At 36.1% G+C, this 25,477-nt stretch carries 15 protein-coding genes; 6 read left to right on the forward strand and 9 right to left on the reverse strand.

Translation table 11 applies throughout. The features are described from left to right. Positions 1 to 9: 9 nt before the first annotated feature. The 3 genes from CJ739_RS04780 to CJ739_RS04790 all read right to left on the reverse strand — a co-directional run bounded on the left by CJ739_RS04780 (position 10) and on the right by CJ739_RS04790 (position 6,311). Entirely contained in the window at positions 10 to 2,274 is a 2,265-nt protein-coding gene (locus CJ739_RS04780) for a glycoside hydrolase family 31 protein (protein ID WP_117172952.1), read from the reverse strand. Positions 2,275 to 2,401: 127 nt separating this feature from the next. After that, positions 2,402 to 4,912 carry a right-handed parallel beta-helix repeat-containing protein gene (locus CJ739_RS04785; protein WP_117172954.1) on the reverse strand — a complete coding sequence of 837 codons (2,511 nt, stop codon included), beginning with the start codon at positions 4,910 to 4,912 and terminating at the stop codon, positions 2,402 to 2,404. Between the two features lie 331 nt (positions 4,913 to 5,243). After that, on the reverse strand, positions 5,244 to 6,311 hold the full coding sequence (locus CJ739_RS04790) for a Gfo/Idh/MocA family protein (RefSeq protein WP_117172956.1): 1,068 nt from the start codon (positions 6,309 to 6,311) through the stop codon (positions 5,244 to 5,246). Between the two features lie 586 nt (positions 6,312 to 6,897). Between CJ739_RS04790 and CJ739_RS04795 the strand changes: the two genes are divergently transcribed. Further along, positions 6,898 to 7,827, forward strand: a complete 930-nt coding sequence (locus tag CJ739_RS04795; RefSeq protein ID WP_117172958.1) for a helix-turn-helix domain-containing protein — start codon at positions 6,898 to 6,900, stop codon at positions 7,825 to 7,827. Between the two features lie 268 nt (positions 7,828 to 8,095). Here CJ739_RS04795 and CJ739_RS04800 read toward each other — a convergent pair whose 3' ends face one another. The 6 genes from CJ739_RS04800 to CJ739_RS04830 form a co-directional block, all read right to left on the reverse strand. Then, entirely contained in the window at positions 8,096 to 8,575 is a 480-nt protein-coding gene (locus CJ739_RS04800; protein WP_162880128.1) for a toxin-antitoxin system YwqK family antitoxin, read from the reverse strand. Positions 8,576 to 8,903: 328 nt separating this feature from the next. Next, on the reverse strand, positions 8,904 to 9,296 hold the full coding sequence (locus CJ739_RS04810; RefSeq protein WP_117172964.1) for a hypothetical protein: 393 nt from the start codon (positions 9,294 to 9,296) through the stop codon (positions 8,904 to 8,906). 233 nt (positions 9,297 to 9,529) lie between these two features. Further along, the gene (locus tag CJ739_RS04815; RefSeq protein ID WP_162880129.1) at positions 9,530 to 10,294 is read right to left on the reverse strand and encodes an RHS repeat domain-containing protein; all 765 of its coding nucleotides are present in this window, start codon (positions 10,292 to 10,294) and stop codon (positions 9,530 to 9,532) included. Between the two features lie 116 nt (positions 10,295 to 10,410). Further along, on the reverse strand, positions 10,411 to 10,785 hold the full coding sequence (locus CJ739_RS04820; protein WP_117172968.1) for an immunity protein Imm33 domain-containing protein: 375 nt from the start codon (positions 10,783 to 10,785) through the stop codon (positions 10,411 to 10,413). A gap of 35 nt (positions 10,786 to 10,820) precedes the next feature. Further along, a complete protein-coding gene (locus CJ739_RS04825) occupies positions 10,821 to 14,708 on the reverse strand; it encodes a DUF6443 domain-containing protein (protein WP_162880130.1) in 3,888 nt (1,295 codons plus the stop codon). An 8-nt stretch (positions 14,709 to 14,716) separates the two neighbouring features. Continuing rightward, on the reverse strand, positions 14,717 to 17,941 hold the full coding sequence (locus CJ739_RS04830; RefSeq protein ID WP_162880131.1) for an RHS repeat domain-containing protein: 3,225 nt from the start codon (positions 17,939 to 17,941) through the stop codon (positions 14,717 to 14,719). A gap of 1,303 nt (positions 17,942 to 19,244) precedes the next feature. On the opposite strand from CJ739_RS04830, the gene CJ739_RS04840 reads away from it, so the two are divergent. The 5 genes from CJ739_RS04840 to CJ739_RS04860 all read left to right on the forward strand — a co-directional run bounded on the left by CJ739_RS04840 (position 19,245) and on the right by CJ739_RS04860 (position 25,184). Beyond that, the gene (locus CJ739_RS04840; RefSeq protein WP_205419391.1) at positions 19,245 to 20,012 is read left to right on the forward strand and encodes a DeoR/GlpR family DNA-binding transcription regulator; all 768 of its coding nucleotides are present in this window, start codon (positions 19,245 to 19,247) and stop codon (positions 20,010 to 20,012) included. An 88-nt stretch (positions 20,013 to 20,100) separates the two neighbouring features. Continuing rightward, positions 20,101 to 21,516: an L-fucose/L-arabinose isomerase family protein gene (locus tag CJ739_RS04845; protein WP_117172974.1), complete on the forward strand. Its 1,416-nt coding sequence runs from the start codon at positions 20,101 to 20,103 to the stop codon at positions 21,514 to 21,516. 28 nt (positions 21,517 to 21,544) lie between these two features. Beyond that, positions 21,545 to 22,369 carry a transketolase gene (locus tag CJ739_RS04850; protein WP_117172976.1) on the forward strand — a complete coding sequence of 275 codons (825 nt, stop codon included), beginning with the start codon at positions 21,545 to 21,547 and terminating at the stop codon, positions 22,367 to 22,369. A gap of 6 nt (positions 22,370 to 22,375) precedes the next feature. Further along, positions 22,376 to 23,350, forward strand: coding sequence for a transketolase family protein (locus tag CJ739_RS04855; protein ID WP_117172978.1), 975 nt, complete (start codon positions 22,376 to 22,378; stop codon positions 23,348 to 23,350). Positions 23,351 to 23,684: 334 nt separating this feature from the next. Further along, positions 23,685 to 25,184: an FGGY family carbohydrate kinase gene (locus CJ739_RS04860; protein ID WP_117172980.1), complete on the forward strand. Its 1,500-nt coding sequence runs from the start codon at positions 23,685 to 23,687 to the stop codon at positions 25,182 to 25,184. The last annotated feature ends 293 nt before the right edge of the window (positions 25,185 to 25,477 follow it).

Here is a 25,477-nt window from a genome sequence, read left to right on the forward strand (position 1 = left end):
AATCTCTTTTTATATAAAGCCCAAATGCTTCCAAATGCCTTTGAAGTTTGCATCTATTTTTATGTTTACAGATTTATTTAAGTCCATATCGTCCGTACAATTTACTGCTTCGGGATATACTGGAATTACAGCTGCTTCTTTCACCCAAACTGGCATATCTTCCATAGGAATTTCAATGTTTTTCAACCATTTGTTGCCTTCAATTTTTTCACCAGTAAAAAAATTGACCCAACTTCCTTGTGGCAAATAGACATCCCTTTTGTTTTCGGAATTCATCACGGGCGCCACTAAAAAATCATCTCCAAAATAATATTGATCGTCTATATGCCAACACATCTTGTCTTCTGGATGATGCATTAACAGGGCTCTTAAAACAGGAAAACCTGTTGATGTTGTTTTTTCGCTTTCTTGTAAAATATAAGGCAATAATGCATAACGCAATTTCCACCATTTTCTAATTGTTGAAGCTATATTTGGATAGTAATAAGGCTCTCTTTTTGAAGTACCATGATAACGAATATGGGAGGTAAACACCCCAAACTGGGTCCAACGTACATACAAATCGTCTGGAATAACCGAATTCATAAAATTAGGCACCCCATGAAATCCCGGCACGTCGTGACTCCAAAAACCGAAACCCGACAAACCTAAATGCAATCCTCCTTTTAAGGAACCTGCCATGCCATCCCAAGATGCCGCCGCATCGCCACCCCAATGGATAGGATAACGCTGACAACCACTCCAACCTGCTCTAGCCCAAACTATGCCATCGCCCGTAACTTCCTTGGTTACTTCAAAGGCTGCTTTTTGGTACAGCAAGGCATATAAATTATTAAGCGACTCTGGAGTCATATTATGGTAATTGGCATCCAAATGGATTTCCTCTCCAAAATCGGTTTTTATACAAGCAACTCCCATATCCAAAAGTTCTCGCAATAAATCCTTATACCATTCTACTGCTTTGGGATAGGTAAAATCGATGGTTCCAGCATAGTCTAAATTACTAAAATTGGAACTTCCCTGTACGGTATCACCATTTAAAGCACCAATATAATTATTAGCTTTAGCTTCTTCGTATTGCTCTGCTTCTTCCGAAATATAAGGCATTTGCCATAAGCTTACTCGGTAACCGTTTTTCTTTAAATTAGACACAAACCGTGGAGGATCCGGAAAACGTTCAGAATTAAATTTCCATTCGCAAAGCCAATCGGTTTTAAACCAACCCGTATCTAAATGAATCACATCACAGGGAAAATCTTCTGTTCTTAACCTATCGCAAATTTCATTAACTTCATCTTCAGAAAAATAAGTCATTTTACTCATCCAAACACCATAACTCCAAAGTGGTGGCACGCTAGGAAACCCCGTAAGTCGTTTATATTCATATATGATTTTATCAGGTGAATCTTCACCAATTAAAAACATGTCTAAAACAGGTTCTTCCACTAGCAATTGCACGGATCTTGTTGAAAAATCGGCCATTGAAAATTTACAATAGGTTGATGTGTGTAAAAACATCCCGTACATTTCGCTAGACAGATAAAACGGAATGTTCTTATAAGTTCTTTTATTGTTTACTCCTTGTCCGTCTTGGTTTTTTAACTGAAAAGTATTTCCCGACAAATCCATTTTACTGAAACGCTCACCAGTGCCTACAAATTTTTCGTCGGGTTTTGCATGAAACGATATAGATACCTTACTTGGCCGTCCTTGTTTTTCTATAAACGACAAACACATGGCATCCATTCGCCCTGGAAAAAATTGGTCGTAAGCACTAACTGTTATAGCTTTTTCACCGTCTGGATAAAACGTAGCTTTCATGGATTCTTCGGGTTCTGGCAACAAATCGCTCCAATAGTCTATTTCTGGTTTTGAAAAATCGAAAACCGCACGTAAAACACCATTGTTATCTTTAACTACCCATTCTTCTGATGACTTTTCAATCTTCAAAGTCATTTCTTTCATATCATCTGCCATATGTAACATGGGTGATGATTCTAAAATTTCTTTATCAAAACCAATACTAACTCTTAATATTTTTTCGCCAAAAGCACGTAAAAAGACTTGATAGTTTTTTCTCGAAATAGATGTATCTGGCGTTATTTCATTTGATAACAGTTGGCATTGAAATGGCACTGTTAACATCACGCCCAGTCCATTTTGAGAAATATCAATTGGGTTACAGGCTTTCCAAAGTCTAGTAATACCTTCTTCTAAAGACAAGTCGGTATTGAAGTCTAGAAAGTCGAAAAATTGATGGTTAGTTTGTTTCATCTATTTGTATTCATTGTTTTTTAATGGTCAGATGTTACATCCATAATCATGTTCCTGTATATTAAAAGTGTTCTTAGCATGGATGTTTCATCTGTTTATATTCAGTTTATAGTTTGGATCATAGTGGTTACTTATTATCCAACTTATTTAAAAATACCCAGGTTTCATTTCGTTTCGTTCCTTTAATGCCTGTTTGATATTTTTTCATGAGCGTATTCCAATCGGTTACACGCGGATTGTTTTCGGTTGTTTTTTTGTTTAGTTCATCTAAACTTTCGCCTTTCGGAATACTTATAATCAACATTAATTGGCGTCCGTTTTTAAACACCTGTAATTGTTGAAAATCGGCATTACAAAAACCTTGTGCTACTTCTGGCCATTCTTCAAATTGCGTTTTATGATAGTTTAAATATTCTTGCTGAAGTTTTTCGTTTTCAACCAAATTTGCGGTTAGCACAATATGCTCCCATTCGGCAGCTAACTTGGTATTTTCACATCTTTCAAATTTGCTGAAATTATAAATTGGCGTATTATATGTTTTAATTTCAGCCTTGGGATATACGAATGCCAATTCACTTTTTAAATGTTCTATATTATTAAGTTTGGCATACAAAACCATGTGGTTTTTCCATTGGTACAACTGTGCATTAATGACGCCGTTAGCTTTAGCTATTGCTTTAATTTTAGATGGCTCAAAACCTTTACCAACCAATTCTATTGCTGCAAAATGTGGTATTTCTTGTAAGGGCCAATTGGCATCTACAACAACTTGTTTTTGTAAATAGTGATACGGTTGCCTGATGCCTGCCTTTTGTTTTATTGATTCACCTACAAAAGCATTATTGTTTTCCCAAACATTATCGGGTCCATTGGCATTTTGAAGAAATTTTTCGGCAGGTACCCAATTGTTTTTTACATTGAAATAAGAAGAACCTTCATCGGTATACAAATAAAACCAGTGATACGGATCGTGTGGGTAAGGATTCTGGTAAATATCATAAATGTAATTTTCTTCAATCCTGCTTTCAGGTTGTGCAGATAGCGTATAAATGCCTGCTGTGTCGTACAAACGTTTTCCGTAATGATGAATTTTATTGGCAACAACCTTATTGCCTTCCATGGCATTTTTGGTTTTTGTCCAACCCCAACCCAAGCCTATGCCTGTATATGACACATCGGAAATTTCGTTATGTGCAATGGTTATATTTTTAACAAAACCGACACTTATTCCAACAGTACCCCAATCTTCATTGGCTACATTGGTTATTAAATTATCTACAATGGTTTCATTGGTACATACTTCCCTTTCATCTTTTGGATTGTAGGGCAAATGCGTCTCAAAAGCTTCGTCTGAAAAAACACCTGCATTAATGGCACTTCCACCAATATCTTTAAATAAATTCCCTTGAACCAAATTGTTGCTTGTGCCTTTGTGTAAATCTAAACCCGTAGAAGACAAATACTGAAATGTACATTCTTGAAACTGAATATGGTTCGCATAATTAACCTCTACAGCTGCTCTTGGCCTGCCAATCCAAGCTTGGTTTTCTAATCCAGCTTTATCTGGTGTCCCGGGCGTTTTTAATTTATAGGCATCTAATAAATACATGCCTGCTTGTAGTGGCACATGCCCTTGTTGTGATGGCCGTAACCAATTACTATACTCAAAAGAAATGCCTTTAAAATAAACATGTTGTACGGGCGCATCTCTAGTTCCTTTTATTTCCAATAAGTTTTCCAAAACAGGAATCATCACTTTAGCCGATACCATGTCCTCACCTTCACGTGGGTAATAATAAATTTTCGCTTTTTCTTTATCTAAATACCACTCGCCGGGCTCATCTAACAAACACAGAGCATTATTTAAAAAGAAGGGCGAATTACCTGTTTTTTTTGAAATCCAAGGTGCTGGCCATGGGTGTTCGCTTTGAATACGACTTTCGGGTTGTTCAAAGGAAAGTTTGGCACTGTCACCTTTTACCTCCATGTCTTTGATACGTAAATTGGCTATAGCCCACCACTGCTGTACAAGCATTTCCATACCCGGTTGAAATGTGACCGATGCATCTTTAAAAGGTATCCAACAGGTTTGGGAAATTTTATCCCAAGATAAGATCCTATCCATTTTATCCCCGGAAGTACTTTTTGCTCTTACCGCTTTTTTACCATGAACCCATAATTGTCTAAAATCAATAATGTTGCCTGCTTTTTTTGGTGCATCTACAACCCAAAGTTCTCCTGAATTTAAGCCATTTATCGCCTCGGCTTTTTTCCAGTTTTTAATCTGCATACCACCACTCAAAACAGGTTGTGTATCGGCATGAGCTTCAATAATTGTTGGACTTTTAGCTGTTCCAGAATCTTCTGGTCTAACAAAAACAGGTTCGTCTAGAAAAAAAGTACCATCCATTAAAATAATGTGAATACCGCCTTCTATTGCTGGGTCATTCAATCGACGTAGGTCTCGGGCTTTCCTTAAGGCCATGTTAAGAGTCGCCAAAGGTTTTTCTTTAGTACCAGAATTATAATCATTACCATTACTGCTAACCCATATTTCAATGGCATGGCACGAAAAAGACATAATTACACATAGTAAAAATGTCACTAGCTTACAGTTCTTCTGAGTCTCTGTTTTCATTTATTATTTTTAGTGAAGTCATTTAAAATTTTTCGCTTACAAACAAAAAATCTAAATCACTTCATTGCGTTAATTCTGTAAGTTATTAACTTTTCCGTTTTTTTTCGATAAAGTTGCTATTTGAATTTTATCTTCAATATTTATAAAATAGAGAATTAATAATTTAGCATCACAATATCTCAACACAATCATCTCTGTACTAATATTTTAGATTATATTTTTACTAAAACTTAAGGCTACAGATTTTAACTTTTAATAATGGGGAGCTAATATTCACATTTTAACAATAAAATAATGCCATTTTTAAGCGATGGTCAATTTTATAAAGATGCTATTCTATGCCGTATTCCAATTTTATATCGTCAATTTTAACAGGCTTACCTGTTTTTAACGTTCTATCCATGGCTTGCAATAACACGACTGTTCCAACACCTTCTACCACATTTGGGTAAGCTGTAAAATTTTGCTCAATGCTATCAATAAAGTATTCTAAATAGTTTTGATACTCACCTGCATGATGGGTTTGTCCTTCAAACCGGTAGTAATATTTAAGTTTTTCGTCGCCCCAGTATATGATTTTCTCTTCCCCTTCTTTACTGGTAACCGAATATCGTAATTCATGATAATCTGCTTGACTAGCTCCCAATGTTCCTCTTAAAATACAGCTTAACGTACTATCTCTTTTTGTTGGCTGTGTTGGGGACGAATACACGCCACTGGCTCTTGCAACACGGCCATCTTTAGCTTTAAAAATAAAGTGCATGGTGTCTTCGTTTTTTAATCCAGCCATAGTGCCGTTATCACTTACCATACCATAACCCATGACTTCTTCTATATCTGGTAAATACCATCTTATAAAATCTACTGGATGGCTCAAGCCTCCATACAACCACTTAAAAGATTTTAATAAAGACCATTCTTTTGCCAAAAACCAACGATTATCTGCGTGGTAATGTGCTTCAACTGTGATTAAATCGCCAATAACGCCCTCTACAAATTCTTTTCTTTGCTTTTTCATTGGCTCGGAAAACCTAGAGCTTTGCCCTATAAAAACCTGCTTTCCTGTTTGCTCGCATATTTCTATTAACTCTTTCGCTTTTGTTAAATCGTCAATAAAAGGCTTCGTACAAACCACATGCTTGTTATGTAATAAAGCTTGTTTAACGTGCTCAGCATGCAAATGATCTGGCGTATAAATTGCTATAACATCAATAGAATCATCGTTTAACAAATCGTCATAATTTGTTGTATAGTGCCAAAAATCAAACTCTTTGGCTCGCTGCTTACAGAGTTTTTCATTTATATCACAAACCTTAACAAGTTTTAATTTTTCGCTCTGAAGAGCTGCCGACATGGTACTTCGACCTTCACCAAGACCTAGTATTGCTACATTTAACATGATATGTATTAATTTTTTAAGAAATTGTGTATTACTTTTGCAAACACAAAACCATTGTATTAAATATGAAATAGTAGCGAATATTCGTTTTTTTATACTAAAAAAATGCTATTTTTAAGCGATGGTCAATTTTATAATTTTTTTAGAGACTGTCTGAATTTTGTTTTTGAAATATTTTATAGTGTATTTTTTAGTCAGACAGGGCCGAGCTTATAAAAAGGTCTGGGAGACCTTTTTAGCGAAGGAGCTAGGCTGCCGCGAGGGAGAGGCACATAACTTCGAACCGAAAAACAGCTGAAGGATAGCGGAAAAAGACGCATAAAAGAACCAAAGGATAAAACTTAAAAGTCTCTTACAATTCAAATATCTGTACAAACTATATCTGTACAAACTAAGAGACTGTTTAAATTTTGTTTTTGGAATGTTTTATAGGGTATTTTTTTTCAGGCGAAGGTATTTTGAGATTCATAGCCATAGCTATGGACCGAAAAATAGCTGATGTATGGCGGAAAAAAACACATAAAAGAACCAAAGGGTAAAACTTAAACAGTCTCTAATTTCTAAGACCAATTTTTAATAATTAAATATGGAAAATTCAGGTGAAAACGAGTTATCAAATAAAAAAAAGAAAATTGGAAACCAAGGTATTTGGTGGCATCAAGATAACTTAGGCCCCTTAAAACACTTCCCTTTCATTAGACAATTTGGTAGCATGAAGTTTTCTAAAGTTAGAATGGACGAAACCATGCTCCCACATTTAAATGATGGTATTGAAATACATTTTGTAAATAGCGGCAAATATAAATGGGCCGTAGACGGCAACGAAATTGAACTTTTACCAGATAATTTATCGGTAACTGCGCCTTGGCAATTAAATGGAAGCCCTACAGGCAAAATGGATATTGGGCAAATAAACTGGATGGTAATAAAACCAGAGGAATACGATTTGGATACGCCTCTTAAACTAGGTTCCTGGACTAAATTATCAGATAAATTCCAAAAAAAAATTGGCACCATGATTACCAATGAAAATGCCATTGTTGTTGAAAAAGCCAAAGTTTTTAAGAAATACTTCATCGAACTTGAAAAAGAGCTATCAAACCAAGAAAGAGGTTTTGAAATAATAGTTCACAACATTATTGAAAACTTTTTTATAGACTTATATAGGCACTTAGCGCTTAGAGAACAAAAAATACAGGAAGAGGATAATTTCATCATCAAATTAACCCAAATTGTTACTAACGACTTAAGCAAAAAGTGGATTATTGATGATTTGGCATATATGTTTGGCATGGGTAAAACCAAGTTTACTTACGAAGTAAAAAAGCATACGGGGTATCCTCCAAATAGCTTTATAATCAACCTAAAAATTGAAAAAGCCATTGATTTAATTAAAAACAATGATGCTATGAGCATGTCCGATATTGCATATGCATGTGGATTTTCATCATTACAACATTTTACTTCTACCTTTTCACAACGTATAGGTATTAGTCCCGGAAAATATAAAAAGTGAACAACTTCACATGAATTCGATGTAACCTCACTTATATCTGTTTGATTACAACCTTAAATCCATAAGTCTCTCATTCTTACCGCCACCAGTTGCATACTGGCGGTAGCGCATACTAGGGAACAGTGGGGGAATAGCATAACTCTTTACCAAAGCACAATAAAAAGAGTAATAATAATGACAATACTTAAAATAATCAATAATTTAGTATTACGTAAAAAGAAATCAAAAAAAAACTCTAAAAGAATTTTCAAAAATTCTTCCATTACCACTATTTTACAATGTTACCATTATCATATAAAACTTTACTAATTTGTTTTCCTTCTTCATCAAAATAATAACATATTCCATTGGCCTTTCCTTTTATTGTGTTTCCAATTTCCTTTATAACCCCATTTTTATGAAATTTCATACTCTGACTATCATTATGGATATCTGATGACCTAAATGATTTCATCTTACCATCATTATCAAATGCAATTATAATTTTATCTCTTTTTCCGTGTGTATATTGAACTAAATATTTTGGGATATTTGTTTTTTCATCAAGAATTAAAGAAAATCCTTCTTGAATATTATTTTCAAAATGAGAAACACCTACAATTTTATCTTCATCATTAAAAAAAAGTGAGTCTTTAATGTTGAGAGTGTTTTCCTTTTCATTTTCTTTTGAATGAACAACATTACTTTTTTGTTGGTTAGTACAATTAATAAATATTCCCAATAACCAAACAAACAAGTACTTTTTCATATTAATCATTATTAGTTAAATACATTCCAAATATATATAAATTATTACCGTCTTGGGTGCCATAATATGCATATCTATAATTACCTGTAGCATGCCGATTCTTTAAATATTCTGCATCACTAGTATTAATAGTAGATTGTTTAAAAAGGTTATCATTAGAATAAATTATTATTACATCATTTAACACTTCTGTTCCCATCAGCTTACGCATAAAAAAACCACAACTTTTATATTGTGGCTCTGTGTTTTTCTTACTCTTACCGCCATCAGTCGCAAACTGGCGGTAGCCATACTAGGGAACAGCGGGGGTTATTAGTTGTTTAGTCCATTACCACCCTTTACTCAAGTAATTAACATTTATAGGTTCCATTATATAATAGCAATTATTGTATTTAGACAAATTTATTTTCATACTCCAATGATCATTTTTATAATCCTCTAATCTTACAACATATCTATCAATTATATAACCTGACTCTTCCTCAGTCTTTTCTAATTTAAAATCAATTAACTTAAAATCAATCCTATTCAATTTATAAATCCTTTTTAAAGTTCTAATAAATACATTATAACCTATTGAATACATTTTAATAAATTCTTCTTTATCATTTTTTAACACTTCAACTAATTCTTTATGTTCTGGATTTTCTTCAGAAGAATTTTTCAAAATTTCTAAAACAATATTAGATTCGATCAAAGAAATATACTCTTTTTCATCCATACTATTAATTGACTCTATTGAAGCTTCAATTAAATCCTTGGCTGGTTTACAATTTTTATTAGATAGTTTCTTACATTTAAAAAGCAAAAAACAAAAACAACAATCAAAATAACTTTTTTATTCATAATCATACTTTTGTTTAAATGTTTTTTTAGGCTATTTTTTTACCCATTTCCCTGAAAAAATATCATATGTATATGTTCCTTCATCTAAGTTTCCAGAATTGGCTTTTTTCAATAGTTCCTCAGTAGCCTTTTCTTTTTCCTTTTTTCTTTTTCTTTTTCATCCTTCTTTTCAAAATACTCCTTAATTGATTTAATCAAATCAAATCCAAAACTATAACGATCTGGATCTCCTCTATCTGTCGGATTAATTTGAAGAGATTCTGTAGACATTATCAATATATCAAAAGCATCAAAAAAGTCTTCCTCTTTAGCCCTCGCTATCATATCTTTAAGAGCATCCTTGTTTTTTGAAGTCTCCAAAAGAGATAGAAATTCCTTTCGATTATTCTCTTTCTTTACTCTATTCCAGCCATTATCTTCAACTCCGTCAAAAAGTTTATGATCAGTTCTATAGAATGAAACTTTCTTCCCTTCTCTGTCTAATTTATAAATTCTGTGAAATTTATCATTTGTAGTTTTGATTTTAACAAATTTATTGTCTTTAGTTATCATCCAATCATCTCTTCCGTCAGGGTCAAATCTATTTATTGGATCATTACTGCAAAAATGATAAGGTGTTTGATTTGTATTTGATAACTCACCTGCCAATGGGTCAATATTCATCCATCTCCCCAAACTGGCATCATAATTCCTTGCTCCAAAGTCCAACCACTGAAGCGTATTGTTGAACTCATTCTGCTCTTCCTTGCCGCCAAAACCATATGGATGGTCAATTCCATTTATGTTAGAATTGTAACCCTTGTGACGTAACCCAAAAGGATAATAATTGTTCTCCTCAAGTATCTGTAATACAGGCGTAGAGGTAGTACTCACATCCTTATAAGACAGTCGTATGTTCCCTAAGTGGTCCTTGTACTGGTACACATACTTATAACCGTTTACGGCATCCACATAGTAATTAACCGTTTATAACCCAGATGTTATAGAAATTAATCAATAACATCTAATAAACTCAAGTCTTCCCATACATCTACATAATCACCTCCTTCTGCTATTAAAAATCTATAACCTGGTTCTAAACCTAAAAAAGGCATTATTAGAGAATTTAATTCATTTAAATGCTTTATATGCAATGGTTTAAAAAAATCTGGAGCATCAGAATATTCACCTGCCCATATATACCACCCTGTGGTATCACCATTAGAAAAATGCCTCAATCCATTTATTGGTTGAACCCCTTCCAAAACGTTATCAGAAATTCCAATTTTTGAATTTAATGGAGCTTCTACAAAAGCTGTTCCATATTTTTTACAAATACGCTTTTGTTCATTAATTAAATCTATTTCATTATTATGTTTACTCATTGTAAATTAAAAGTTTTTTTCATTATTAAATTTACTCATTCTAAATTAAAAGTTTTTTTCATTGCTTTTGAATATGCACTCATTTGTCCTCCTTGCGATGTTGAACAATTTGTACATTGTGAATTTACAGCTTCAAGTGACCGCATTTTTACTTTATCTATAGTTCCTGTAGTATAATATTCTTCTACTAATGGTGTAATATGGTTTGCTACCATAGGTTTACTAGTACCCCCACAATCTACACAAGGTGTACCTTGAACAGATGCTCTTTGCGCAGGAGTGGTTGCATTATTAGGTCGCTTATATGCTTTATCTATTACGGAGGTAGACTCATTCGTACTTATCGTTTTACTCGAAGTAGCTTTCACTATTACTGCGGCAGTAATCACAATACCTGTCAAGTTTTCAGCATCTTGCACAGTACCTTTTCCTTCCACGATTCTATCAGCCATCTTACCCATCTCATTGAATCCTTCAGTAGTAATATCTCCCATATTGGCACCATCCATCCCTGCATTCCAAGTCCCTGCAATACCATTCCAAGCACTTCTTAAACCGTTTTCAACAAATCCGATAATACCACCACCTTCCATACGGTTAATAGTTGGAAGCTTAATATGGTGAAGTCCTAATGTAAGAACAGGTTTCCCTTTTCCTGTGTCATTAAAGATGAATTCCTTCAACTCTAAACCTTCAAGTTCCGTACCCATTCCCATTTTATTTTCTTGGAAGGCATAAGTGGAGTTATAAACATAATCCTCTGCCAATGGGTCAATCTGCCAGAACCTACCGATTGCGGGGTCGCTGACACGATATCTCCACTCATGTGTGTTCAGCTCTAAGTCTTCTGTGAACTCCTGTTTTTGATAGGTCTTCAGGTTGTTCTTCGCCCCGTACATCCCGCCGTTGTAACCCTTATGTTCCATTCCAAAGGGATAGTAATTCTGCTCCAGTCTGATTTCAGAACTGTTCACGCTGCCGCTATTGTCATCGTCCGCAAAAGTGATCCGGGTATTCCCCCAGATATCCGTTAGCCTATATACATACTGATAGCCACTTCCGTCAGGTTCCACATAGCCCTCTGGTTGGTTGAACTGTTTCAGCACATTGTTCTCGTAAACGAAGTTACCCGCATAGTCCGTTGTGGTAACATTTCCTCCTTGCGTTTTTATCTTTTGAAGCTTTGTTCCGTCCGCAGAATACTTATAGTCCAATACCCCTGCGTTTGTGCCCGTTACCGTAATCTTGGTAGGCATGTTAAGGTGGTTGTACAGCACGCTTGTCACTCCTTTATTAAGGTCCGATACCATGTTGCCGTTGGTATCGTAAGCGTAATCGTTACCTGTAGTATTTCCATCGTTAAAACCAAAGGTTTTAATATTGTTAATCGTAGAGGCATTATCTTTTACACTTGCTAGCTGGTTGCTATCGGCGGCATAAGTATATGCTAATATATCTATAACCCCATAAGTACTATTAATCTCATTGAAGCCCCTACGGTATAAAGTATTTATGTTTCCATTTTTATCATAACTGATGTACTCCATATAATTACCTGCATTGTCATTCCCTGAATTTAACCTGTTCAGGGCATCATAGCTATATCTATACCATTTTAACGTGTTATCTGTATTAGCGGTACGCCACTCGGTTTCCGATATGTTGCCATTGTACAGTGCCGGTACGCCATGGGTGGGTGTATTATAGCTTAGCTTAAAGGTAAACAGGTCATTGCCCAAAGTGGCTGGGTCGTTTATCTGTTTTAGCCAACCACGTATGTTATAGGTATAATCCACCGTTTGTAACCGCCCTTGTGTGCTTTTGCCTCCAACGCCTTTATTATCCAATTGGCCGAGTTCGTCATAATGGTTCTCAACAATGGCCTCAAGTACGTTCGTATTGTTAAGTTCTTGGGTCTGCGTCTTTAGCCTTCCCATATGGTCATATGTAAACAGATCTTCTGTTATGACACTAGTGGCCCCTCTTACGTGTGAAGTTAACGTTTTATCTACTTTGCCGACAAAGTCCAAAGTATTCTCGATTATGTCTATAGTGACCAAATAATCGTTTACGCTCTTTACATAGATAGCCCTCCCTTTTGCATCATAGCCCGTGACAGTGGTGATCCAGTTGTTGGTATCCAAAACCCTGACTTTACTGCCCGTGGCCAGTCCTTTTGTTTTTGGCTTATCGTTGTTATTATAATTGATAACTTCTTGACCGTCTATAAACTGTGGTATGGGTAAAAATCCATCAAATCCATAATCATCATAATAGTTTATGGTATAGACCTTTGATATACCTACCGGTATTGCATCATTGGTATAGTACACATTCGTTCCTGCCAAAGAATTGGCCGAACCAGTTTTTGTAACAAACATTGCACTGTTATTGTTGGAATTAGATTGCATCGTAGCTCTGCTTACAACGGTTGATTGGGTATGGAGCCCCGTATAGGCAACCCTTCCAAAGGCATCATATTTGGTGAACAGCCATTCCTTTTTTAAACGTTGAATACTATCCTGCGTCATTACCGGCCGGTCCAATTTGTTATATATTATATATTCCCAGCCTTTTCCCGGTATTTTCTTTTCTACCAACCGGTTTCTTTTATCGTACCTGTACTGGTAGCACAGCCCGTTCAAGGTCGCCGCACCAATGGTATTGGCTACATAGTTTGAAAGATCCGCATACATGGTTTCATAATAATTTCCGGAACCATTGGGGGTATAGAGGCCTGCCCCTGTGGAATTCAAGTACAGGTCCCCGTCTTTTGTATAAACGGTAGCCACTATATTGCCATTTCCGTTTGAATCCTTACTTACAATATTGCCCAATACGGCATCTATTAGTGGCGGTGCATAGGGTGAAAAGTCCAAATCCGCAATTTTTCCGGATTTTAAGGCTGTGCCCTCGGTAAACCCGATAATTTCTATCGCAACACTGAACCCATCATCTGTATCCCAAATAGTATACTCTGCAGAACCGCCCCCGGTGAGCAGCATACTTGAGATGTCCCCATAAAACCCCAGATCGCCAGAATATGGATTGGGAACCGTATTCAATGTTACCGCCTTGGGGGGCAATACATAGGTCAAATTGCCATAGTCATCGTATACATAATAGGTATCTAACCATTTTTGTCTGTAAAATGTGCGCTTTAGCACCACCCTCCCTAGTTTGTCCTTATACTCTTCGGTGGTATGTTCTGTAAAATTTACTTGGGACGACCGCCAGTTTTCGTCCTTGGTGGTTGTTTTGTAAAGTTGGCTTGCCAGATAATAGCCTGCGTCAACCAACTGTGGGGCCTCGGTGTTTCCCGTTGGAAAAGAAACCTCAAACCGCCTTACATAATCATATTCTGTATTGGTGGCATACCCAAACTTGATGGTATGATCTGAGTCATCATTGTTTGGGTCCGTATCCACTGTTTCGTTCAAAGCCCAAGCTGTCCCCGGTGCACCCTGTTCCATGACCCTGCTGAGCGGGGAAGACTCTAGGCGCTTTTCCGAAAATGGATTGGGTAAACCAGTGTTTAAATCGCCGGGGAACTTAGCCAGATAGCGGGTGTTGATTGCCGTGAAAAAAAAAGCGTCCTGTTCCCTGTAGCCCAAGTTTGCCCCGCTCGTCTGGTTGGGGTCCGCATAGGGCAGGTAATCCTTTACCTGTCTACCAAACGCATCGTACACAACAGGGGTGATGATATCTTGTTTGTTCCCGCCTGCTTGTTTTGCGATGCTTTGCTTGGGCCTGCCCAGACCGTCAAAATAGGTAATAGTCTCTATTTTCTCATCGGGGGCAACACTTCCCGTTGTCGTTTCAACTTGGTAGGTCGTGTTCTTTATGTAATTCTCTGTGGTTGTCTGTGCCAATGCTAACGATGGCACCAATACGGTTGCTAGGGTGTATAGTAACTTTTTCATGGCCATCATTATTGTTTGTAATTGTATTCGTTCTCGTTTAAGATGTTGCCAGAGGCATCCTTGACCTGTTTTAAGCGGTCGAAGTCGTCGTATCCGTAATAGACCGTATGGCCCTTGGGGTCTATGATGCTGGTGACTCCTACCAAGGGGTCGTAGGTGTAGGTGGTGACCATGGCATTGGGAAACCCTTCACGCAATAGCTGTAGCTTTGCGCGTAAGTTGTCCTCTGTAATGTCCGTCGTTTCATTTGTGGCTGCCGTTATAGCGTTATTGATTAAAGTTTGTTGATTACTTGTTATTGTACTTGGTTGATTTGAAATAAATGTAGCATTATCAATTTTTGCAATGGGATACTCTTCGTTATATCCCCAAACATAAACGGTATGTATCCCATCAGTTTTTGAGACCTCTTTCATCTTACCATTGTTATAATAGCTGTGAAATTCAATTATTGGTTCTTCTGTAGTGTTTCCCTTTTTAAAATACTGGGTTCTGGGACGGATGATATCAACGTCCAGATTGGAATCGATATTCCAGTTATTTGAAGTGGGGCTCCATTCACCATAAAGTGTTCGACTGTTCTGTAAAAAGACATCACTGCCATTTTTATTGATGTATTGGGATTTGGTCAAGGGCACTCCAACCATATTTAGACCGACCATCTTACTGTTTATGGGAACTGTTGGATTATCGAATGGATATTCGTATTCCAAACGGGATACCTTTCCATTGCTATTAGTTGTCTCTTCCGTTTTTATTTGGTTGTATTGCGAATCATAAGTATATTCACTTGTAACTACAATACCATCCCCATCAAAATGCTCAACTGTTTTACTGAACAAATTTTCGGAACCTGAAAAATATCCACGGTAACCATAACCAATAACCGTACAGCTTTGTTCATGATATCTTTTTTCTTCATCAAACCATTCTGATAAATTCCGACTAAATGGCTGATTGGCTAAATCCAAAGAAAATATAACATGCCTGTAAGTTGGCATGTCCCATAAATAGTCAAACGGTTTGATTTTATAATTATAGCTTTCTTTGGTTATGGTATCATTTGCTGAGTTAAAGGTGTTTTTTTTCAGAAGTTTTCCACCAGCCCATTCCCTATACGGATTGTAAAATTGTCTTTGATATTCTATAGGTTTTTCCTTGTCATCTATATTATAATTACTTACATCGAAATACTTTTGTGAATATTCGTATTCTGTTTTCCAAGCTTTGTTAGGATCATCGCTGGAATATTCTGTCACTTTATCATAGTGGATTACAGAACTACCAAAATTATCAAGAGGGTCTGAAGAAAACGTCCTTACACGGTAACCTACATGTTCATAGTCCCAATAATGCATTACGGAAGATTCCTGAACCGTATTGACATAAGGCTTTAACAAAGGATTTATATGCCCAATACCAGTCTCAACACCATTTATATCCAATTGTCCGTACCTAAATATTCTAACGTTGTTTTCCCCTTGATTTGGCTTGTTTGTTATTTTGGAAATCCTTAAACCTGGTCCCTTTGTTTTTACCCCTTGTTCATCATAATAGTTGTTTTCGTATTCAAACCCCGTGCTCCCTCCAGTTGGATAATTTATTGTCTTCAACATTCCAAACACCAACGAATTGAAATCAGGATCCCTGTAATCGTTATTTGAACTTGTATTGCTCATTGAACTCGAACCGAGATCTACATTGCCATAATACATCTGACCATCATATAGAACATTAGGATAATAAAACAATTCATCATAGTTAGAATAAACATTGTTATTAAAATAACCCCACCAATCCTTCAATGTACCAAAAGAGCCACTATTGGGATTTGTCAAGCCGTAATATTCAAAGCTATACTCTTTTTCAATAATTTCGGAACTATTGACCATACTTATATAATCTAAGCCTAACAAATGAAGATTATAATCCCCAGGCTCTACTTGTATATCAAACCTAAATTTCTTGTCATTAGAATCACTACTAATGGTTATTTCATCAAGAATTGGGATCATTCCTCCTACACCGTAGGGAACAGAATGATCGATATATGAAAAGTTAGCCTCGCCATGTTTAAAGGTGATTGAGTTTAAAAGGGGAACATGAAGGTTTAGGTTACTATCAAAATCCTTAACTATCTTTCCTGGAAAAACTTCAAACCTAGTTTGCGAATAAGGTATAAACATCTGAGATTCCTCATCCAAAAAAGTAACTTCTGTAGCATTTCTTAACCTATCACATACCGTTATGGTTTCCCTGTGGCTTCCATTGCCTTTAGATTGTAATGCGTAATCTAGCTGAATGGTGTCCTGTTTATCTGCCGAAGTAATCTCCTTTAAATACCAAGCTACAAAAAAACTTTCTGGCAGTGGATATCTCGAGTAGCCGACATCATTATCATCATACTCATTAGCATTTTCCCCTCCATAAGTATATATTGTGCCGTCAATATCCGTAATTTTTATTTCTATAAATAGACTGTCATTGTTGGGGTCGCCAACGAAGTTAAACTGTAAAGGCTCATAGGGAATTGTAAAGCCTACTAAAGTATCGTTTACTTTTTTAAGAATAAACTTTCCGCTCTTACCTGATGGTAATTGGTAACGAAAAATATCTCGTTCGCTATCATAGCGATCTATACCTATATTAGACTTTGAACCATTCCAATAATAATTTGTTTGTGGATTTGCTTTATATAATTCTTCAAATTCAGGTACACCAGCCGATTGGCTTGGGTATAATAAATTGTACAACCAGGTTCCCTCAGTCCAATCCTGCTGGTTCCATTGACTTGTCAACCAATTAGAGTCTACCCAACCCGAGGTTATTTGAGGGTTTTGAGGAACGTTATATGGCGACAATTCATCCCATTCATCTGGATATCCTCTCAATTCTCTGGTTATTACACCTCCTACATTCAATACCCATCTTAATCCCAAAATACCGTTGTATTCAGTTGACATGCGTCCAGAAGCATGGAAGCTGATATCTATAGGCACGGTCAAAGAGCCTGACTTTATAGTATATATAGGTACTCGCATATCCACCATCCCAGTATTGTAGTTAACCGGATAATCTCCATATCTGGTGAATGCCGAGGCGTCGGGAGAGGGTGTGACATAGGTTGGCACCTCCGGATATGGGTCTTGAGCATGGAGGGAGCCCGGCCAAGCAGCTACTACTAACAATGTAACCGTAAAAACTAAATAGCTGTTTAAAATTTGCTGTCTCATTAAAATAAATTTTATGGTTAAAAACTTAAATGGAATAGTATGTGGTAAAATTATACAAGCACATTCAGAAAAAAGTAAGGTTTTCCCTTTAAAACACAAAGGGTTGAAAATTTTGATTAAATTTTTTATATTCGCCCGTAATTACTGCCCTTAAGGATTATTCTTGGTTCAAAATTTAAGAAAATCAACCCTTACTCAAAGTAAGGTTAAACCTTACTTGTATTCATTTCGTTTCCTATATCATCCAGTAAATTTAGACATCAGCTTACAGTTTATACACGAAATAGATTACACGTGTCAATGATAGACTAAAAAAAATGTTTAACTGTCCTGTACTGTCCTGTATCGTATAATAAAAGATTATTTAATTGATTAACTGTTTGTAGTTTGGTATTTTCTAAACAGTCAATTGGTTTTGAATTAACCTAAAAATCCAGAGGGTTTATTGTTTGTTCAGAATTTGGAGCATCCTGCTAAGCTCCACATCCATTTTAGAAAAGGCAAACCATTTCTTCCCCCAGTCTTTCAGTGATGCTCCAATATGATAACGTTCGGTAGTATCGATAATCAAAAAACGTTCATGGCATCAATAAAAATTTCCACTTCAATGGGAGGATACTGGCTGGCGTATCATTATAGGTCCAATCATAACTGATTGTTGATGCTCTTAGTGTAAAGGGTCGTTATCACATCATCGTTTCATTTACCCAATAAAGTCATAACCACAAACCTTTTATCCATAAGGCTTTGCGGTGTTTTTTTTATAATAAACCTCCAAATTTAAGGTCAATCGAAATAGGCACGAATGTCTGTCGAGCCTTTCAATCTTACTCAGAACAAACAAAAATCAGGCTGCCTAAAAGTCCTTTAAATTTAATTTGTCAGGTTGAGGATGTCGAAACATTCAAACTTATTGGTAATCAATATTGGTTTCGACCCCTTCAATATGAACATAAGTAACAACCATTGAATAATGTCGCTCTTTAAAATTAGACAAAGTGACGCAACAGATTGATTTTAAACTACTATTTACAATATATCTCCTTTTTACTTTACAACGTTTAAACTTTCGACTTACCTAGAACCAGACTTTTTAGACAGTCTCATTTTCAAGAACCTCCCCAAATCGTGCTTTTATCTTCAAATAAAAATATCTTCTCATTTTCGATAATGCCCAGGAGATGTTCTCTTGTTTTTATTAGCATTTTGCAATTAAAAGTAAATTTCTAATCGAACCCATCTTACATTGTATTTTTTTACCAGAATCTTCGTTTATTTTCGTTTATTTTCGTTTATTTGTTTCATGGCTATATTACCAAATAAACGACGGGAAAAAATAGTAGAATTTCTTCAAGAAGACGGTTCTGCTAAAGTAATTGATTTAGCAAAAATCTTTAAAGTTACTGAAGTAACTATTAGGCAAGATTTAGAGAAGTTAGAAAAACAAGGACTCATTATTAGGGAACACGGTGGTGCTTTTCTTAAGAACATAGAGGACCATGTAAAAAACTTTTCTTTAGTACATCAAGAAAACCTACAGTTAAAGGAAACGATCGCTTTAAAATGTCTTGAATTTATAGAAAGTGGAGATACCATAATTTTAGATTCTGGAAGCACTACAACCGAAATTGCTAAAAAGTTAATAGGTTATAAAAACCTAACTGTAATAACAAACGCTTTAAATATCGCTTTAATGCTTGGTACCGAGTCTGGCATTGAAGTTATTATGACCGGAGGCGAGTTTAAACCCCCTACACTGTCATTGACAGGGCAAAAGGCAGCCGATTTTTTTAAAGATTTAAATGTTCAAAAACTGTTTCTGGCAACCGCTGGAATTTCATTAAAATCTGGCTTAACCTACCCTAGTATTAGCGATTTGGTTGTAAAAAAAGCAATGATAGATGCAGCAGATATCACTTATTTGGTCGCAGATAGCACCAAAATTGGCAAAAGCGCCTTAGCAAGTTTGGGAGCACTTTCATTAATAGATTATATCGTAACAGATTCTGGAATCAAAGAAACCGATAAAAAGGTCTTTAAAAACCATGAAATCGAAGTCATTTTAGCTTAAAAACCTTTACATAATTGACCATCGACTAATAATTACACATTTTTAATACCAATTAAACAATATTAGCTTCAATTTTATAACAATTAACATGTCAAAATCAGCATTAAGTATAGGAGTCATCATAGGAAACAGAGATTTTTTCCCAGATAGTTTAGTCGAAAAAGCAAGAACAGAAATTATTGATGTTTTTTCAAAATCAAACCTTAAACCCATTTTATTAGAAACAACGGATACTAAATTAGGAGGTGTCGAAACTTATAAAGAAGCGCAAAAATGTGCTGAACTTTTCAAAAAACACCGGGAAGAATTAGCTGGAATTTTAGTTTTATTACCAAATTTCGGTGACGAAAAAGGTGTGGCAGACACTTTAAAACTAGCAAACTTAAATGTGCCCGTTTTAATACAAGCCTACCCTGATGAACTATCTAAGATGAATGTGGTTAACCGCCGCGATTCTTGGTGTGGTAAAATATCAGTATGTAACAATCTGTATCAATATGGCATAAAGTACACGTTGACCAGCAAACATGTGTGTTTGCCTTCAGACGACATTTTCCAAAAAGATTTAAATGATTTTATTGCGGTTTGCCGTGTTGTAAAAGGACTAAGAAATGTTAGAATCGGTGCGGTTGGTGCCAGACCTGGTGCTTTTAATACCGTACGCTATTCAGAAAAAATATTACAAAGGAATGGCATTACGGTAACTACGGTAGATTTATCTGAAATTCTTGGAAAAGCCAATAAACTAACAAAAGACGATGCTTCGGTGAAGCAACATTTAGACAAGATTAATGCATACGCTCCTAAAGGAAAAACCCCTAATGAAGCTATGATTCAAATTGCTAAACTAGATGTTGTTTTAAATGATTTTGTCGAAGAATATGCCTTAGATGCTACGGCGATACAGTGCTGGACCTCTTTACAGCAAAATTTTGGATGCAATGTATGCACCACGATGAGTATCATGTCCGAAAACATGTTGCCATCGGCTTGTGAAGTAGATGTTACAGGCACTTTAAGCATGTACGCTATGCAACTGGCTTCTGGCTCTCCAAGTGCTTTGGTAGATTGGAATAACAACTATGCCGAAGATCCAAATAAATGCGTATTGTTTCATTGTGGAAACTGGGCTAAATCCTTTTTGCCAGATATTCAAATTAGCAACGCCCCTATTTTAGGAACTAGTGTTGGTGTAGAAAACACGTATGGTGCTTTAGACGGTCGTACTCCCGCCATGCCTCTTACTTATGGAAGGATAAGTACCGACGACCCAAAAGGCATTATTAAAGCTTATATAGGTGAAGGCGAGCTTACAGACGACCCTTTAAAAACTTTTGGAAATAGAGCGGTTGCTCAAATTGGAGACCTACAAGGTTTAATGAATTATGTATGCAGAAATGGTTTTGAGCATCATGTCGTAATGAACGCTTCTAAAACAGGCGCTATTCTAGAAGAAGCTCTTGGGAATTATATGGGCTGGGATATTTACAACCATAAAGGGTAATTGATTAAATACTCCTTAGATTAAAAAAATGACAAACAAAGAATTAAAATTAAAATCCATATACTTGAGAAAAAACCTTCTTAAGTATATTTATAAAGCAAAAGCGGGACATACAGGCGGTAGCTTATCGTGTGTTGACACGTTAAATGTATTGTACAATCGTGTTTTAAATGTAGATCCAAACAATTTTAAAAATCCAAATCGCGATAGATATATACAAAGTAAAGGACACTGTGTAGAGGCTCTTTTTGTAACCTTAGCAGATCGTGGCTTTTTCCCGGAATCGGATTTAGAAACCCTTTGCCAATACCAGTCACATTATATAGGACATCCTACCAAAAAGGTAAATGGTGTTGAACAAAACACAGGTGCACTGGGTCATGGTCTACCAATATGTGTTGGTGAAGCCATTGCTGCAAAATTGGACAGTAAAACACATAGAGTTTACACCCTTTTAGGGGATGGCGAATTACCCGAAGGCTCTAACTGGGAAGCCTTTTTATCGGCATCCCATTATAAGTTAGATAATTTATACGCCATTTTAGATAACAACAAACAACAAATTACGGGCTATAATAAAGACGTTATGAATACCGATTCGGTTCGTCAGAAACTGGAAGCATTTGGTTGGGCAGTAAAAGAGGTTGATGGTCATAATCTTGAAGAGCTCGAAGATGCTTTAAACAATGGGCCTTTTGAAGAAGGAAAACCAAACTTTATCATTGCACATACTATTAAAGGAAAAGGAGTTAGTTATATGGAAAGCGTCACAAAATGGCATCATGGTGTCCCCACGCCAGAGCAATATGAATTAGCACTTTCAGAATTAACAGAAGCAGAAGCATTAATCTAGTGGATTATGGAATTAGATAAAATAGAGGAAAAGGATTTAAGAATGGGCAAAGCTAATCAGGATGTTTTTTCTGAAACATTGCAAGCATTAGCAGAAACCGATAGAGATATAATTGCAGTAACCAGTGATTCACGCGGTTCTGGTAAATTGGTTCCATTTGGAGAAAAGTACCCAAATCAAATTGTTGAAGTTGGTATTGCCGAGCAAAATTTAGTAGGTGTTGCTGCAGGATTGGCTTCAGCAGGTAAAAAAACATTTGCTGTATCACCTGCATGTTTTCTGAGTGCTCGTGCCTTAGAGCAAATTAAAAATGATGTTTGTTATTCAGACAATCCCGTAACTTTAGTGGGCATTAGTGCCGGGGTAAGTTATGGTGCACTTGGTACCACACATCATAGTTTACATGATTATGCCGTGCTTCGTGCTATCAACAATATCATAATTGTAGCACCCGCAGACAATTTTGAAACGGAACAAGCAGTTCGATTGGCTGCTGAAACAAACAAACCCGTGTACATGCGTTATGGCAAAAAAGCGATGCCGTTTTTAAATGAAGAAAACAAAACCTTCGAATTTGGCAAAGGTCGTGTTTTAAGAGACGGTGATGATTTAGCCATTATTGCAACAGGCGAAACCGTTTATCCTGCTTGGTTAGCAGCAAAAAAACTTGAAGATGAGCATGGTTTAAAAGCAACTGTAGTAAGCATGCATACCATCAAGCCTTTAGATACCGATTTAATAGAAAAACTGGCTACAAACGGAAGACCTATTGTCACAGTCGAAGAACATATGGTACATGGCGGTTTGGGTGAAGCTTGTGCTTCCTACTTATTTCAAAAAGGTTTCAAAAACAAATTCAAAATTGTTGGAATTCCTGATGAATATACCGTTACTGGTTCTCAAGTAGAAATTTTCAACCATTATGGCATATCAAAAGATGGTTTGTTTAAAACGTGCAAAGAACTGTTAGAGACTGTTTAAATTTTGTTTTTGGAACATTTTATAGGGTATTTTTTCGTCAGATAGGGCCGAGCGTATAAAAAAGGTCTGGGGAGACCTTTTTAGCGAAGGAGCCAGGCTGCCGCGAGGGAGAGATTCATAGCCATAGCTATGTACCGAAAAATAGCTGATGTATGGCGGAAAAAGGCACATAAAAGAACCAAAGGATAAAACTTAAACAGTCTCTTAAAAATTTAATATAAAGTATCGCCTTTTTGGCAACAAATAATTAAGATCGCGCTATTGATTGCTGTTATTATGGATAGATTAAATCATCCAAACGAAGACTAAACCATTTCAAAAGTAAAGAATAAGCATGTCAAAATCATATATTTTATCCATCGATCAAGGTACCAGTGGCACCAAAGCCATCATTTTTGATGAACGTGGAACAGTTATTATAAAAACTACTGAACCTTTAAAATCGTACTACCCTACTGCTAGTTTTGTTGAACAAGATCCTTTTGAAATTTATCAGTCAGTAATAAATGCCGTTAAAAATTGTATTTCAAAATTCAACGAACAATTTCCGGGTGAAGAACAAAACATCGTGTCTTGCGGAATTTCCAACCAACGGGAAACATTTGTACTATGGGATAAAAACGGAAACCCACTACACAACGCCGTAGTTTGGCAATGCAAACGTTCTGTTGAAGTGTGCGAACGCTTAAAAGAAAACAACCTGGAAAGTGCTATAAACTCCAGTACAGGTTTAACTATCGATCCCTATTTTTCAGCAACCAAAGTCATGTGGCTTAATGAAAACAATGATACCGTTAAAAAAGCTATCAAAAACGGGGAAGCTTACTTTGGAACGGTGGACACATGGTTGCTTTACAAACTTACAAACCATAAAAGTTTTAAAACAGAATACACAAATGCTTCAAGAACCTTATTTTTTAATATCTATAATTTAGAATGGGATACATCGCTTTTAAAAGCATTTAATATTGAAAATTTAAACCTTCCAGAAGTTACGTTTTCTTCAGATCGTTTTGGGGATTCAACTTTTGAAGGCACTTTTAAAAAAGCACTTCCAATAATGGGTATTATTGGTGATTCGCAAGCAGCCTTTTTTGGAGAAGAATGTTTTACCAATGGCATGGCAAAAGCCACTTTAGGCACAGGTTCATCTATTTTATGGCATGCTGAAAATCTATCAAAACAGACCGATAATGGCATGCTTACCACTATTGGTTGGAGTATTGAAGGTCAGGTGAATTATGCCTTAGAAGGTGTGATAGTAAGTTGCGGTTCTACAATTGAGTGGTTAAAAAACCAGTTAGAGGTCTTTACTTCTTATCAGGAAATAGAACCGATGGCAACCTCATTAAAAACCAATGACGGTGTTTATCTTATTCCTGCTTTTAGCGGTATGGGAGCTCCATATTGGCAAAAAGATTGGAAAGCTTCTATTCATGGGCTAACCTTCGGAACAACGAAAGAACATCTGGTACGAGCTGCCTTAGAGTCTATTGCGTTCCAAATAAAAGATGTGATTCATTCTATTGAAAAAGAAACAAAAACGTCGCTAAAAGAATTAAAAGTAAACGGTGGCATTACCGCCAATGAATTCTTGATGCAGTTTATAGCCGATTTGTTAAAAACACCTATTACCAACATGGGCATTACCGATGTGTCTGCTTGGGGTGCGGCTTTAATGTCGGGACTGGGGGTAAAACTTTGGAGGAACTTAGACACGCTTCCGAAATTACCAAGCGACATGATTAAACGTTACAACCCAAATAAGGATAATGATATTGTAAATAAGGCGTATTTAGGTTGGCAAACTATTATTACTAATAAAACAGAATAAATCTTTTATACAACCTTGATGTTTATAACAATGAACTCGTTTAAACTTTTTATAATTGGCTAAAAAATCGTCCTTTTGCACTCGCTTTTTGCCCTTTTTTCCTTGCGTAGCTCTGCTATGCAACTCAAAAAAGTCTTCAACCGAGCATAGGGCGGAGCGTGAAAAAATAACCCAGTGGGTTATTTTAGCGCACGAGCCAGCTGGCGAAGGGTTAAATTTTCGCTTCAATCAAAAAAGTTTAAACGAGTTCAATTAAAATGGACAGTACAGGATAGAAATTTATAAATGTTATA

It is taken from the genome of Mariniflexile sp. TRM1-10 (genome assembly GCF_003425985.1).
GTDB lineage: Bacteria > Bacteroidota > Bacteroidia > Flavobacteriales > Flavobacteriaceae > Mariniflexile.

Excerpts from the sequence above, each read along its gene's own strand:
- CJ739_RS04800 (WP_162880128.1), bottom strand. The coding sequence starts at position 8,575 with ATGAAAAAGTACTTGTTTGTTTGGTTATTGGGAATATTTATTAATTGT.
- CJ739_RS04840 (WP_205419391.1), top strand. The coding sequence starts at position 19,245 with ATGGCTATATTACCAAATAAACGACGGGAAAAAATAGTAGAATTTCTT.
- CJ739_RS04860 (WP_117172980.1), top strand. The coding sequence starts at position 23,685 with ATGTCAAAATCATATATTTTATCCATCGATCAAGGTACCAGTGGCACC.
- CJ739_RS04820 (WP_117172968.1), bottom strand. The coding sequence starts at position 10,785 with ATGAGTAAACATAATAATGAAATAGATTTAATTAATGAACAAAAGCGT.
- CJ739_RS04810 (WP_117172964.1), bottom strand. The coding sequence starts at position 9,296 with ATGGATGAAAAAGAGTATATTTCTTTGATCGAATCTAATATTGTTTTA.
- CJ739_RS04785 (WP_117172954.1), bottom strand. The coding sequence starts at position 4,912 with ATGAAAACAGAGACTCAGAAGAACTGTAAGCTAGTGACATTTTTACTA.
- CJ739_RS04795 (WP_117172958.1), top strand. The coding sequence starts at position 6,898 with ATGGAAAATTCAGGTGAAAACGAGTTATCAAATAAAAAAAAGAAAATT.
- CJ739_RS04830 (WP_162880131.1), bottom strand. The coding sequence starts at position 17,941 with ATGAGACAGCAAATTTTAAACAGCTATTTAGTTTTTACGGTTACATTG.
- CJ739_RS04825 (WP_162880130.1), bottom strand. The coding sequence starts at position 14,708 with ATGAAAAAGTTACTATACACCCTAGCAACCGTATTGGTGCCATCGTTA.
- CJ739_RS04850 (WP_117172976.1), top strand. The coding sequence starts at position 21,545 with ATGACAAACAAAGAATTAAAATTAAAATCCATATACTTGAGAAAAAAC.
- CJ739_RS04780 (WP_117172952.1), bottom strand. The coding sequence starts at position 2,274 with ATGAAACAAACTAACCATCAATTTTTCGACTTTCTAGACTTCAATACC.
- CJ739_RS04855 (WP_117172978.1), top strand. The coding sequence starts at position 22,376 with ATGGAATTAGATAAAATAGAGGAAAAGGATTTAAGAATGGGCAAAGCT.
- CJ739_RS04790 (WP_117172956.1), bottom strand. The coding sequence starts at position 6,311 with ATGTTAAATGTAGCAATACTAGGTCTTGGTGAAGGTCGAAGTACCATG.
- CJ739_RS04845 (WP_117172974.1), top strand. The coding sequence starts at position 20,101 with ATGTCAAAATCAGCATTAAGTATAGGAGTCATCATAGGAAACAGAGAT.